This window comes from Terrabacter sp. C0L_2, from assembly GCF_036352015.1.
GTDB lineage: Bacteria > Actinomycetota > Actinomycetes > Actinomycetales > Dermatophilaceae > Terrabacter > Terrabacter tumescens.
This window is the reverse complement of the sequence record NZ_CP143557.1, coordinates 1,718,463-1,732,768: the sequence shown is the minus strand read 5'-3', so window position 1 is coordinate 1,732,768 and position 14,306 is coordinate 1,718,463. Positions and strand designations below refer to the sequence as shown.

8 protein-coding genes are annotated in these 14,306 nt (G+C 67.4%); 3 read left to right on the top strand and 5 right to left on the bottom strand.

All coding sequences use genetic code 11. The features are described from left to right. Positions 1-137: 137 nt before the first annotated feature. The 3 genes from U5C87_RS08095 (at position 138) to U5C87_RS08085 (ending at position 6,134) form a co-directional block, all read left to right on the top strand. Positions 138-830: a helix-turn-helix transcriptional regulator gene (locus tag U5C87_RS08095; protein ID WP_330476086.1), complete on the top strand. Its 693-nt coding sequence runs from the start codon at positions 138-140 to the stop codon at positions 828-830. A gap of 60 nt (positions 831-890) precedes the next feature. Continuing rightward, entirely contained in the window at positions 891-1,631 is a 741-nt protein-coding gene (locus U5C87_RS08090) for an AAA family ATPase (protein ID WP_330476085.1), read from the top strand. Between the two features lie 372 nt (positions 1,632-2,003). Then, positions 2,004-6,134 carry a hypothetical protein gene (locus U5C87_RS08085; protein ID WP_330476084.1) on the top strand — a complete coding sequence of 1,377 codons (4,131 nt, stop codon included), beginning with the start codon at positions 2,004-2,006 and terminating at the stop codon, positions 6,132-6,134. A gap of 1,875 nt (positions 6,135-8,009) precedes the next feature. On the opposite strand, the gene U5C87_RS08080 is transcribed toward U5C87_RS08085, so the two are convergent. The 5 genes from U5C87_RS08080 to cpaB form a co-directional block, all read right to left on the bottom strand. Continuing rightward, positions 8,010-8,813, bottom strand: coding sequence for a type II secretion system F family protein (locus tag U5C87_RS08080; RefSeq protein ID WP_330476083.1), 804 nt, complete (start codon positions 8,811-8,813; stop codon positions 8,010-8,012). 115 nt (positions 8,814-8,928) lie between these two features. Then, a complete protein-coding gene (locus tag U5C87_RS08075; RefSeq protein ID WP_330476082.1) occupies positions 8,929-10,914 on the bottom strand; it encodes a type II secretion system F family protein in 1,986 nt (661 codons plus the stop codon). Continuing rightward, positions 10,911-12,308, bottom strand: coding sequence for a CpaF family protein (locus U5C87_RS08070; RefSeq protein WP_330476081.1), 1,398 nt, complete (start codon positions 12,306-12,308; stop codon positions 10,911-10,913). Before U5C87_RS08070 ends, U5C87_RS08075 begins: the two co-directional genes overlap by 4 nt. After that, positions 12,305-13,474: an AAA family ATPase gene (locus U5C87_RS08065; RefSeq protein ID WP_330476080.1), complete on the bottom strand. Its 1,170-nt coding sequence runs from the start codon at positions 13,472-13,474 to the stop codon at positions 12,305-12,307. The genes U5C87_RS08070 and U5C87_RS08065 overlap by 4 nt, the downstream gene beginning before the upstream one ends. Further along, a complete protein-coding gene (gene cpaB, locus U5C87_RS08060; RefSeq protein WP_330476079.1) occupies positions 13,474-14,268 on the bottom strand; it encodes a Flp pilus assembly protein CpaB in 795 nt (264 codons plus the stop codon). Before cpaB ends, U5C87_RS08065 begins: the two co-directional genes overlap by 1 nt. Positions 14,269-14,306: the final 38 nt, after the last annotated feature.

Here is a 14,306-nt window from a genome sequence, read left to right as displayed (position 1 = left end):
GCGCGCGGAACCGCCGGACCTGCTCTGCAGGAGGATGAGTGGTGCCAGACCGTCGACGGCTCGCGGCAGCCACTGCACGTGATCTCGCGATCGCCGCTGCCCGTGGGAAGTCGCTGACTCCTTTGCTGCCTGCGGTCGTGGAGGCCCTCCGGGCCGAGGCCGGCATCGGCGTCACCCGGATCGACCGTTCGGGTCCCTCCGTCGGGATATCGGTCGAGACCGCCGGCCCGGGGCCCGTCTCGGACGAGCTCGCCGGGCAGGCAGCCGAGGTGGCCGACCAGCACCCGGCCCTGCTCTCGCTGTCGCCCACCGAGGCCGTGCGCGTCAGCGACCTCGTCGTCATCAAGGACTTCTGGCACACCGAGGTCTACGAGCGCATGCACGGCTACCTCGACGGCCGCTACCCGATGGCGATGTTGCTGCACGCGTCGCCGACGGAGGTGATGTTCATCGGCGCGCACCGCTCGTCGTCGGACTTCGCCGACGAGGACGTCGAGGCGCTCGAGCTCATCCAGCGCCCGCTCGCCGCTGCGCTGGCCTTCCGCGCCGCGCTGGACGCGACGACCGCCGTGCTGCGCGGCGACCCCTCGGAGTCGCTGGTGGGGCTCGTCCCGGCGGCTGCGCTGTGCGCCGAGTACCGCCCGACCCGCCGCGAGGCCGAGGTGCTGACCCTGGCCGCCGCCGGCTGGACGAATGTGCGCATCGCCCGACAGCTCGGCATCGCGGAGCGGACGGTGCGCAAGCACCTCAGCTCGGTCTACGAGCAGTCGGGTCGCTCCGGCAGGGCGGCCGCTGCCGCCTGGTGGGCGGGCGTCCAGGAGAACGGCTGAGCGATGGCGTATGCCGTCTGCTTCGGCCCGCACGCCGGCCCCTTCTCGTAGGGTCGGCTCATGGGGGACGACGACTGGACGGCGCCGCTGCCGGTCCGCCGCGTGCGGCGGTCCGAGGACGCGACGCTGAGCGACGGTCAGTGGCCGGCAACCCTGGCCCCGGTCGCGCAGGTGCTCCGCCACGGTCTCGACCTGGCCCAGGCCACCGTCGTCGTCGGTGAGAACGGGACGGGGAAGTCGACGTTCGTCGAGGCGGTCGCGACGGCATACGGCCTCTCCCCCGAGGGCGGCTCGACTGGTGCGCACCACTCGACGCGCGTCTCGGAATCGTCTCTGGCCGAGTCGATCTCGCTACTCCGCGGCCCCGGTGCCTCGCGCTGGGGCTACTTCCTGCGCGCCGAGACGATGCACGGACTCTTCACCTATCTCGAGGACAACCCGTCGGGCCGCGGCGAGACACGTTTCCACGAGCTGAGCCACGGCGAGTCGTTCCTTGCGATGCTCAACAGCAACCGCTTCACCGGCGAGGGCTTCTTCGTCATGGACGAGCCGGAGGCGGGACTGTCGTTCACCGCGCAGCTCGCCCTCGTCGGGGCGCTGCTCCAGCTGGTGTCGCAGCCGGGCGTGCAGGTGCTCATCGCGACCCACTCACCGGTCGTCGCCAGCCTGCCCGGCGCGACGATCCTCGAGTTCGACGACGAGGGCATCCACGAGCGCGCCTGGGAGGACCTCGACGTCCTCGAGCACCACCGCCGCTTCCTCGAGGCTCCAGAGCGCTATCTGCGTCATCTGCGCTATTGAGCGTCGGTGCTTCTGTCCGACCGCCACTCCGAAAGGCCGAGGACTTAGGCAGAAGGAAGGCCCACTAGTGCACACGGCCCGCCGGGCGGGGTCGGGGCGATTGCAGAACGCAATTCACGCGAATCACGAACAAGGCGGAACTTCACCTCTTAGCCTGACCGCGGACCACTGAGTCAGGGGAGGGTACGCATGTCCGGGGTAAAGGTGCGCCGTAGGGGCGCTTGGGCCGTGAGGGCCGTTCTTGCAGTCGTCGTGGCGGCCGCGGGGCTGCCAGTCATTTCGATCGCGGCTGGTGCAGCGAGCGCTCCCAGCGGATTGACGCCGTCGGCGGGCGGTGCGGCCTCGCCCTCACCGGTGCTGAAGTGGAATCGGGTGGCCGACGCGACAAGCTACGACGTCCAGGTCGCCTCGACGTCCGCCTTCAGCCCGACGCTCTTCGCGAAGACGACGACCAACCGTCAGATCGTGCCGACCTCCCTGCTCCCGGAGGGCACCGTCTACTGGCGGGTGCGCGCCAACGGCCCGTCGGGGTCGAGCTCCTGGTCGACCACGGACATCAACGTCGCCGCGACTCAGGCCCCGACACCCTTGAGCCCAGCCGACAACGGGCCGGCGCTCGAACAGCCCGCCAACCCGCCGCTGCTCTCGTGGACCGCCGTCCAAGGAGCCGTGAGCTACCAGGTGGAGGTCGACCCCGACAGCGACTTCATCGGGGCAGCGAAGTACGTCACCAAGAACCCGTCACTGCTGGTCCCGGACCCCGCCGCCAACGGCAGCTACTACTGGCACGTTCGGGCCCAGCTGGCCAACGGCCTCTACACGGCCTACTCAGACGCCAACTCGAACCCCTGGCGGTTCCAGATCGGGTCGTTGGCGCAGGTCCAGACGGTCGCTCCTACTGAGAACCAGGCCGCCGAGGACGTCTTCCTGGAATGGCAGCCGGTCAAGGGCGCGAAGACCTACGAGCTCCAGGTCAGCACCGACCAGGACTTCAACACGATCATCGACAGCAAGGTCAACATCAAGAGCACGCGCTACAGCCCGGCCACGACCTACCTCAACGACCAGTACTACTGGCGCGTGCGGGCCCGCAACAACCAGAACGAGACGATCGACTGGGTGTCGGTCGATCCAAAACCCGCGCACACCTTTCAGCGGAACTGGCCGGACAAGCCTTCCCTGGTCTACCCGCCGAACACCATGTCGCCACCGGTCTCCGACGACTTCTACTTCCAGTGGAGCCCAGTCGACCATGCGACCCGCTACCAGCTCGACGTGGGCACCGACCCCAACTTCACGCCGCTCACCTTCAACAGCTGCATCACCGCCAGCACGACCTACACCGCCGGGTACACCTACCCCAAGGCAGACCTCTGCATGCCGAGCCAAGGCTCCGTCACGTATTGGCGGGTGCGAGCGCTGGATGACCCGGCCAACGTCCAGGGCATCTACTCGAGCATCAGCTCCTTCGTCTACTCCGCCGGCGAAGTGCAACGGGTGAGCCCGGACAACAACTCCACCGTGTCCGTGCCCACATTGAGCTGGCAAGCCATGCGTGACACAGAGAAGTATCACGTCACCGTGGTCAACGGCGCTAATGCGACAGTCGCCAGTTTCGACACCTACTCCTTGAGCTGGACTCCCACAGGCGCAACGGCGCTTGACCCGGCGAAGGGACCTTACGGGTGGACGGTCCAGGCTGTCGACGCCAACGGCTCGCTCTCCCCGAAGTACGGGAACTGGACGTTCAACGTCACGAGCCCCAGTGGCGGTGGCGTGCGTCCTGACGCGACCGACATCACCGCACCGAGCGTCCGGTTCCCCTCGCTGACGTGGACGCCGGTCGCCAACGCCGCCTACTACCGGATCGACATCGGCATCAGCGGCAGCGGCTTCTTCTTCGACAACACCTACTCGCCGATCCTCAACGCCCAATACCCGTATGCGGCCGCTACCGACATCGGGAAAGCCCTGCTGACGCCGGGCACGTACGACTACCAGGTCGAGGCGTTCAACAGCGCGAACGCATCGCTGGGCCGAGGGACGCAAGCCTCGTTCACCATCGCCGACCTGCAGGCCACCGGAGGGCGGCAGGTGGCCCTGAGCGGGAAGCGGCTGGACACCTCCTCCGCCTGCACCTACTACCTCGACGCGCCGACTCTTCCCCGCGTGTGTGAGAACGCCTCGACGACGCCGGTGCTGGACTGGGACCCGGTTCCAGAGGCTGCCTACTACATGGTCTACGTCGGGCGTGATCGCGAGCTGACCAACCTCGTCTACGGATCCATCATCCCCCGGACGACAAGCACCCGGTGGACGCCGTCCGACGTCAACAACCCCAGCACCTTCCCCGACAGCCAGGCGGGCACTGCCTACTACTGGTTTGTCCGGCCCTGCAAGGCGAGCGGCGTCTGCGCGCCGGACCCCGTGTCCACGGCCAACGCCGCCACCAATGCCTTCAGCAAGACCTCCCCGCAGGTCAAGCTGCTGTCGCCTGCCGACAAGGCAACAGTGAGCAACGACGTGACCTTCACCTGGCAGGACTACCTCACGAGCAGCCTCACCAGCACCTGGGGTCCGACGAGCGAGTCTGGCAACCAGGCGGCGAAGCAGTACCGGATCCAGGTCTCCACGACGGACAGCTTCGCCACCCTGCTCGACAATCAGGTCGTCGACCAGGCGACGTACACCGCCTGGGACCGCACCTACCCGGAGGGCACGCTCTACTGGCGTGTTCAGGCCATCGACGCCGAGAACAACGGCCTCCAGTGGTCACCGACGTGGCAGGTCACCAAGTCGAGCCCCGCTGCGGCCCTCGCCACGCCGAAGGGCGCCGCGGGTCCGATCACCAGCGCCTGCCCGACGCCGACGATCACGGCCTCGTGCACGAGCGGCACCTCGCCCTTCGTCTGGGCTCCCAGCGACTTCGCCGGCGGCTACCAGCTCGAGGTCTACAAGAACGACGACACCAACTGGTCGCCGACCAACCGCGTCATCAGCGTCACGACGAAGCAGACGGCATACGTCCACTCCGTCCCGCTGCCAGCCAACACCTCGGCCTACGTGTGGCGCGTGGCGCGCCTCGACGCGGACAACCGGCCGGGCCAGTGGTCGGCCACCGGACGCTTCTTCTCCTTGGGTGTGTCGCCGACCCTCACCGCACCTGCGGTCAACGGGGTGGTCAACGGCTACGCGCCCTACATGACGTGGATCGGGGCGCCAGGCGCCGTCAGCTACCGCTTCGAGCGTCGCCCGGCTGGCGGTAGCACGCTTGCCGAGTCGGTGACGACGAATGCGCAGGCGTATGCCCCGACGTCCATCATTCCGACCGGCACGTGGGAGTGGCGAGTCGTCGCCATCAACGTGTCCGGAGCCGAGCTCGGTTCCAGCGAGTGGCGCCGGTTCACGGTCGACAACAACCGCGGATCGTTCACCCCGGTCACCCCCCAGCGCTTCCTAGACACGAGGACCGGCCTGGGCGCCCCCAAGGCCAAGGTCGGGGCAGGGCGGACGATCACCGTGACCGTCCCCGGCCTGCCGGCAGGGGTCAGCTCCGTCGTCCTCAACGTCACCGCGACCAACACGACGGCGACCGGCTACGTGCGGGTCTGGCCCTACGGGCAGCCGCTGCCCAGCACGTCCAGCCTGAACTTCACCGCCAAGAAAACGGTCCCGAACCTCGTGATGGTCCGGGTCGGCCCCGGTGGTCGCATCAGCCTGAACAACTCCGCGGGCACGACCGATCTCATCGCGGACCTCTCGGGCTACTTCGCACCCGACCTCGGCTCTGGCTTCACCGCCGTCCCGCCCCAGCGTGTGCTCGACACGCGCTCTGGCGTCGGGCACCTCGGGGCCGTGGGTGCCGGCCAGGCGATCACCCTGACGGTTCCGAACATCCCTGCGGGCACAAAGGCTGTCGTGCTGAACGTGACCGTCACGCGGCCCACGGCCTCCAGCCACCTGATCGTCTACCCGTACGGCACCACGCGACCGAACGTCTCCAACCTCAACTTCGTTGCGGGGCAGACGGTGCCGAACCTCGTGACGGCCCCGGTCGACGGTGCCGGGCGGGTGAGCATCTACAACTATGCAGGCTCGACGCACGTGGTCGCTGACCTCGCCGGCTACTACCGGGTGGGCAGCGGGAGCACGTACGCCGGCGTGACGCCGGTGCGCGTGATGGACACGCGCACCGGTGTCGGCGTCACCAAGGGGAAGATCCCGGCCGGTGGCTCCAAGACTCTGACCGTCCCGGGACTGCCCGCCGGAACGACTGCGGTGGCCCTGAACGTCACGGTCACCGGTCCCACGAACGGCAGCGTGCTCACGGTCTACCCGGCCGACGCAGCGCGGCCGACTGCCTCCAACCTGAACTACGTCGCCGGGCAGACGATCGCCAACATGGTGGTCGTAAAGGTGGGCGCCGGGAACAAGATCACGTTCTTCAACTCCTACGGCAGCGTCGACGTCATCGCCGACCTGGCAGGAAGCTTCGCGAGGTGAGCAAGTCGCACAAATGCCAAAGCTGTACGACCGCACATATGGGTGACTGCCTGCGGTGACCTAGGGTCGCGAGCCGGTCGAGAATCGCCATGTCGGCCGCGTGAGGATTGATGTTCGAGCTGGTCCTCGCGGTCCTGTGAGCGGGCCACCCCATCCATTGGCTCCGGACAGCAGAAGTGTTCACCACGTTCGCCGGACTTCGGACAGAGGGCCCGGGCGCCCAATTCCTTCATAGCTCGTGGTCCACCAAGCGTCATGGGAGGACGACTTCGTGGTTGATCGAGCCCTCCAACAACCCGGTGATGGCCGCTCCTGGGATCCGGGAGGGGTTCCGCGTCTGGCCTTGCGACGTGAGGCTGAGCCGAAGCCGATCTGGTGGTCGTCGGCATCGCCAACGGTCGATGCCATGACCTCGATTCCTGCCCTGACCAGCACAGTCTCCTTACCCGAGGGCGAGTCCGCGGTGCACCGGCCTGTCGCTGTCTCGCCCCCTTCGTACTTCAAGACCACCAAGACCGGCGCACGGCCACACGGCCGCGGAATCGATGCGCGCCCGACGCCTGTCAGCCGTCGCGCTGCGACTGCAGCAGCACATATCCCGCGACGCGCCGAAGAAGCCGCCAGTCCCCTGAAGCCTGCATCGCCGACGCAACAGCGGCAGTGTCGGGCAGCAGGCTGACGGTGCACCCGACGTCTCGGGTGTAGCTCTGGCACCAGCTTCGCGGCGATGAACCGCAGGTACGACGTGATGTGCTGCACGGTGTAGAGCTCGACGCGCGTGTCCATCGTGGGTCTGAGGCCGGGATGACGGAACATCAGCCACCCTCCGTGCACATGGTCGTTGCACATGACCGTGCCGATGGGCAGGCGGAACAAGTCCTCATTTGAAGGCCAGTCGGCCCGAGTTCCAGCGTTGCCGCCATCCTCCCGGCGAGGATGCCTGCAACGACGAGACCAGCGACTCCGGCGGCAACGTCCGCCGAACGTTCCGGTACCTCGAGGCGCGGCCTGGGCTGACGCGTCACGGCCTGCATGCCGGCTGCAGCCAGCGGCGCGAGGATCACTGCACCCCAGTCCGACGATGCGCGACCACGTGAGCGCGAGTGCCACGGCAAGCACCGTCAACAGGACGACGGTCCATCGACGGCGTCCCCAACGCAGCCGGTCGATGACAGCCATGGCCGCAAGCGCGCGGGCCGCGGGGACCGCAGTCTCAGCAAGCCCCGGCCGTTGCCATTCGGTGATGATGGCCGTTAGGCCACCGACCTGAAAGGGTGACGCGAGCAGGGTGGGACCGACTGGTGTCAGGGTCGCGACAGCGACGGACAAGGCGGGTATCAGCGCCAGATGGGCTGCACGGCGCAAAGTGGCGCGGCGCTTGAGCAGCAGACCGCCCACCACAGACCCGGTGAACCACCTGCCGTGGCTGCAAGCCCATATCCAGGACGTGGGCACCAACCATCAACGAGCGCGACCATCCTCACGCGTGCGCAGCTAGGTGTACTGACCGGGCACCTTGGTTGAGGGAATGCGACTCATCGCTGGGAGCTGCTGACATGGGAGGGACTCCCGGGGGCCGTATGCCGCGTGCGCCCAGCACATGAGCACCTCGGGCAGCCACTGGTTGACGATTCCAGGCTTTCTCGGTTGCGTCGCGGACGGGTCGCCGACAACGAACTGACCTCTCTGGAGCAGGCGTTCGCCGGCGACGACGTGCCATATGCGTCTGGTTCCTTGGCCGGAGCCAGCGGCCTCAGCCAGTACGGGAGGAGGACGAACGCAGGCAGCGCCTAACCAATGCTGGAGACCGGTGAGCTGATCGTGGATCCTCGATTGGTCGGGACGCCGGGGCCGGCGGCGACGGGCACCCTTCGGTCAACCGCCGAACGCCTGCATCATGCGGATCCCGCCCGGGCCGATGATCACGATGAAGAGGGCCGGCATGATGCAGAGCATCAGCGGAAACAGGATCTTGATGGTGACCTTCTGAGCCTTCTCCTCGGCCTTCTGCCGACGGACGAGGCGCATGTTGACCGTCTGCTCGCGCAGCACTCCAGCGATCGGCAGTCCGAGTCGGTCGGCCTGGACGAGAGCGGTGATGAAGTTCTTCACCTCAGGCAACGAAACGCGGTCGCCCATCGAGCTGAAGGCCTCTCCACGCGACTTGCCGATCTGGATCTCGGACAGCACCCGTGCGAACTCTCCGGAGATCGGGCCGTCGACGTTGCGGGCCACCTGGAGAAGAGCAGAGTCGAAGCCCTGGCCCGCCTCCACGCACACGCTGAGCATGTCGAGCGCGTCGGCGAGGCCCTTGCTCGTCTGCTCCTGCCGACGCATCGCGAGGTTCTTGACGAGCAGGTCGGGAAGGAAGAAGAGTGCGGCACCCAGACCTACCGCGAACAGCAGGCTGTTCGGGATCTGAAACTTGCCGTAGAAGGCGCCTAGGACGATGCCGAGCAGCAGCGCAGCGCCCTTGAGACCGAGGATGCGCTCGATAGTCCAGCCCGACGGGTTGCCGGCTTGGTCTAGCAGCCTGGTGTAGCGGTCGTCGACGCCGCCCGGTGACAAGGCACGCGCCAGGCCCTTGGTGCGCTCCAGGATCGGAGCGACGAGGCGGTCCTTCGCCGCCAGGTCGGTCGTGACAACCTCCCGACGGTCGATGGTCTGCTCGATCAGCATGAGCGACTTGGCGACCCCTCGCGGCTCACCGCCGCTGAAGCTCACGCTGAGGACGGCGATGAGCAGCCCGGCCCCGAGCAGTGCCGCCGCGACGTACACCAGGTTCACGTTCACCTCAGACCTCGATCTTCACGACTTTGCGCATCCACACGATGCCGATCCCGAGCGCGATGAGGCCGCCAACACTCATGAACATTCCTACAGTCGTCGTCCACAGCAGACTGACGTACTCGTAGTTCACCTGCGTCATGTAGACGAAGATGAAGACGGGCAGCGCGATAAGGATGTAGGCAGAGAGTTTTCCCTCCGCGGAGAGAGTCGCGACTTGTCGGTGCAGCGACTCTCTCTCGCGCAGCGTGGCCGCGGTCGTGCGTAGGGTCTCCGCGAGGTTGCCACCGACCTCCCGCTGGATGCGAATCGCCATGACCGTCCAGTGCATGGACTTGCTCTCCATACGGACGCCGACACGTTCGAGAGCGTCCGAGATGTCCGTGCCGATCCGCGTCTCGGCAAGGGCCCGGCTGAACTCCTTGCCGGCGGGCTTCGCGGCGTCTCTGGCCACAGCATCGAGCGCCTGCGGCAGACCGAAGCCACTGCGAAGGCTCGTCGAAATGAGAAGGAGGATCTGCGGTAGCTGCGCCTCGAACTTTCGGGCGCGCCGAGACGCGGCGAAGCGCAACCATCCCGGCATGACAAGCAGGCCCAGGACGACCCCGAAGAGCAGGCCGACGACCTTGGACTCGCCGACGAGAACGAGACCAAGAGCCGCCCCGACGATCACCGCCACGACTCGAAGGACGAGCCACTCACCCGCGCGGAACGGCAGGTCGGCGCGCTCGATGAGTTCCATCGTCTTGCTCGTCGACTTGCGGTCCTTCATGACGCGGTCGCCCATGTCGAGCAGCTGCGCGGTGATGGTGCTCTGGGCCGCCTTCATCTCCTGGCGAGAAATCGTCACCGTGTCTCCGACGTAGGCCTCGATGGAGGCCACGCGGCGCTCGCGCTTCGTCTGGAGCGTCGGCATCAACGAGGTCGAGAGGACGACGAAGAGCGCGAGGCCGAGCAGTCCGGCCGCGATGTAGGGCGTTCGGTTGGTGATGGTCTTCGCACCCAAGCCGACTCCGGCCACCTGCGGCGCCGGCTCCGCTGGGAGGACCACCGCGGGGGCGGGCGCCGCCGGAGCAGGAGCCGCGCTCGGAACGTCGAAGGCGATCTGCCGGCTGAAGCTGAAGGGAGTGCCGCCAGCGGTGCCGCTGACCTCGTAGCGATGGGAGCCGCTGAGGGTCTTGGAGATCGAGGCGGAGAACTGGACCTGGCGGTTCAGCGCCTGGGCCGACGCCTCGAACGCCGAAGACACGCCGGCCGAGTCGTCCGCGGAGACGACCGTGCCGTCGTTCGCGTCTGCGAACGCCACGAGCGCCGCCGTGGCGCCGGGGTCGTTGCTCTTGAAGCGGACGACGTCCACGCGGATGCCCAGGGTCTTGACCTTCGTCAGAGCGTCCTTGAGAGCCTTCGCCCTGTCAGCGGCGACGGTGTCGGCGCCGTCGCTGAGCAGCACGACGCTGCGGTCACCCGAGCCGGCAAGAGCCGCCGCGGCGCTCTGCATGCCCGCGTAGAGGCTGGTGTCACCCCGTGCGTCAAGGCCGTCGATGACGCGCTGCGCCGCGGCCCGGTCAAGGGTGGGTGCCAGATCCACCCCGGCTGTGTTGGCGAAGGACGCGACGCCGACCTTGACGTCGGTGGGGACCGTCTTGAGGTACGTGGCGGACGCCTTGCGCACGGTGGCCATCCCCTGGGCGCCCATCGAACCGCTCGTGTCGATGACGAGCATGGATCGGCGGTCCAGCTTCGCCGCCTGCTTCACGCTGGCCGGGTACTCCTGTCCGTCGAGGGTCACCTTCAACGAGGCTGGATCCACCTGCACGTCGACCTTGCTGCGCAACGTGATCACGCCGGTCAGAGTGGAGGCCGTGGCGGTCGAGGTGCCGTGGACGTTGCTCAGGGCCACCGAGACGTCGGCGGCGAAGGCAGCGCCAGAGGGCAGGACCACCAGCCCGACCGCGAGAGCGGTCAGGCCGGCGAGGACTCGGCGCTCCGTCACAGGACCGACCTGGAGAAGAGCGTGACCGGCAGGTCGACACCCACGTCGGCCAGATCGGCCGTGAACTTGGGTCGGATGCCGGTGGGCATGAGAGTCCCCAGGAAGCGGCCGTTCTCGTCGCGGCCAGCTTGGTAGTTGAAGGTGAAGATGTCCTGGAGCGTGATGACGTCGGACTCCATGCCGACGACCTCGGAGATGGCAACGATCCGACGTGAACCGTCCTTGAGGCGTGACTGCTGGACGATGAGGTCGACGGCGCCGGCCACCTGCTCGCGAATGGCTCGGACGGGCAGCTCGACACCGGCCATGAGGACCATAGTCTCGAGGCGCGCGAGGCTGTCTCGAGGGGTGTTGGCGTGCACGGTGGTGATCGAGCCGTCGTGGCCGGTGTTCATGGCCTGGAGCATGTCGAGCGCTGCGCCGTCACGGATCTCACCGACGATGATGCGGTCGGGACGCATGCGCAGGGTGTTCTTGACGAGCTCACGGATGGAGACAAGGCCGCGGCCCTCGATGTTGGCTGGACGGGCCTCGAGTCGAAGCACGTGCTGCTGCTGGAGCTGGAGCTCGGCCGCGTCCTCGATCGTGACGATGCGCTCGTCGTGCGGAAGGAAGGAGCTGATGACGTTCAGCGTCGTCGTTTTCCCCGAGCCGGTGCCGCCGCTGATGATGATGTTGCGTCTGCCCTTGACGCAGGCGTCGAGGAAGTCGCGCACGTTCTCGGTCATTGTGCCGAAGGAGATCAGGTCGCGGTCGGTGAAGGGGTCGGCCGAGAACTTACGGATCGTGAGCATCGAACCGTCGAGCGCGATGGGCGGCACCACAGCGTTGACACGCGACCCGTCGGGGAGGCGCGCGTCGACCATCGGGCTCGACTCGTCGACGCGGCGCCCGACCCGGCCGACGATCTTGTCGATCGTCCGGCGCAGATGGGTCTCATCGGAGAAGCGCGCGTCGACTGGATAGATCTTGCCCGCCCGCTCGATGTAGATGTCCTCCGCGCCGTTCACCATGATTTCGGAGACCTCGGCGTCACGCAGGTAGGGCTCAAGTGGACCGTGACCGAGGATGTCGTCCGACACGTCTTGGGCGATGCGAGTGCGGTCGGCGTGCGACAGCGGAGTCTGCTCGGAGTCGATGACCTCCTGCAGAGTCGTGCGCACTTGGGCGGCCAGCTCGTGTTCACTGAGGTTGGGGTCATAGAGTCGAGGTCCGAGCGAGGCCACGAGCGCCTGGTGCACGCGCTCCTTGACTCCCGCAAACGGGTCGACACCCCGACGGCGCACGGGAACGGCGCCGTTGACCATGCGGACCTGCGCGCCGTTGGTCGGTGCAGGCTCCGTGATCTGGTGGGAATGGCGGGCCCGTTCCAGGCGGTCGGCGAGGTTGCTCATCTCTTGCTCCCGAAGAGGCTGCGACGCTTGGCACCGTTCTGGAGGTCCTCGCCGAAGCGGCGACGGATTTCCTGGTCGGCGAGGTCACGAATGGCCAAAGACACCGGGTTGCGGGGGTCGTCCAGCACGAGCGCGACACCCCGATTGACCGACGCCGGCACCGTGAGGCTGTTCGGCACGTTCGCCGAGATGGCCGTCTTGAGCGCCGCCTCCACGTCGTCGGGCTTCAGGCCGACCTTGGCATCCGCACGGTTGAGCACGATGGTTCGCGCCTCCTTCGACGCGCCGAGGGTGTCGAGGGTGTTGATCGCGATGCGCAGGTTCTTGACGGCCGGGATGTCGAGCGTGGCGATCAGGACCGTGAGGTCGCTGACGTCGAAGGCTGCCAGCACGTGCTCGGTGAAGGATGGTGGCGTGTCGACGATGACGTAGTCGTACTGCCCGCGGGCCACCCGCAGGAGCTCGATGACGACGTGCGACGGGACCCGGTCGGCGTCGGCCGGATCCGACGGAGCGGCAATGACATCCAGACCGCTGTCCTCGTGACGCGTCACCACCGACTGAACGCCTTGGTCGTCCAAGTGTCCGCTCATGGCGACGACGTCGCGCACCGACCCGGGCGGCTGGAGCTGGAGGCTGATCGCGACATCGCCGAACATGAGGTCGAGGTCGACGAGCAGGGTCTTGGCACCGGTGGAGGCGAGGTAAACGGCGATGTTGGTCGACATCGTCGTCTTGCCGACGCCGCCCTTGGCGCTGAAGACCGTGATGATCTTGCCGTCGCGCGCACCGACGTTGGTGCCATGCCCGCTCAGCTGCTGCGTCAGGGCGAGCGACCGCCGGACCGCGTCTGCGAGAGCCGTCTGGTCGTCGGCCTGCACGACCTCACGCACCCCGCTGCGCAGGGCCTGAGCGAGCGCGGTGACGTCGAGACGGTGGCGCAGCAGGATGACGCCGAGCTCGGGGCGGTCGATGCGCTCTCGCTCTGCAAGGTCGCAGGCGGAGTCGAGGTCGATGTCGGGCCCGATGACGACGAGCTGCTGGTTCCGGTCCTCCTCGAGCGCCCGACTCACCCGCGGGGCCGAGTTGAGCAGGATCGCGTCACCGCCGAGCGCGAACCGGTAGGTGTCGATTGCTGCAGGGTCGAAGTCCCAGAGAATTGTCATCAGCCACCCACCGAGCTTCGTGCGTTGAGGTCGCTCACCTCGAGCGACGGGTCGAGCTTCACCTCGGAGCCGCGCAGGGCGGCATACAAGGTGCGGTTGTTGATGCCGTGGACGAGGACCGGGGCCTCGGTCGGCTTGACCGCCACAGTCACGAGGAAGTCACCACTCGCACCCTGAGCCGTCGTGGGGTCGCCCTCGGCCGCGGGCTTGGCCGCTGCGCCGGCGAGTGGGGCGTCGCCCATGCCGATGACGAGAACGTCACCGAGCAGCAAACTCGTGCCGTGGATGTCGTTCTCATTGAGGATCTTGGCCTCGGGCGTGTCGCGGAGGTCCTTGATCTTGTAGGACTGGTAGATCGCGATGTGCGACCCCGGGGTCACGAACTTGCCCACGCGAGCCGGGTCCGACAGCGCTACCGACACGGCCAGCATCCCGGTTGGGACCTCGATGGCCTTCGTGCCTGCCGGCGTGGTGCCGAAACGCGCCGACAGGAGGTACTCGCCGGCAGCGATGTCTGTCGTCGCCAACAGCGAGTTGTTGTCGGCGTTGATCTCCTGGAGCGCTCCGACGGGAACGGCCTTGGCGCTAACCGCGGTCTGGGCGATGAGCTTGGTTCGTTGCGCATCCTTGAGGGTCGTGCCTGCCGGGACCGGCTGCTGCGCCACCCACACGGTGGCTGGCGCCTCGGCCGCGATCGCTCGGGCATCGGCGTTGCGCGCATACATGATGACGAGCGCACCACCGCCCACGGCAAGCGCCAGGGCCACGATGATGGCGAGGATTCGACGGTTCATGCGGAGCTACCCCCAGAGACGAAGTGCATGGTCACGCT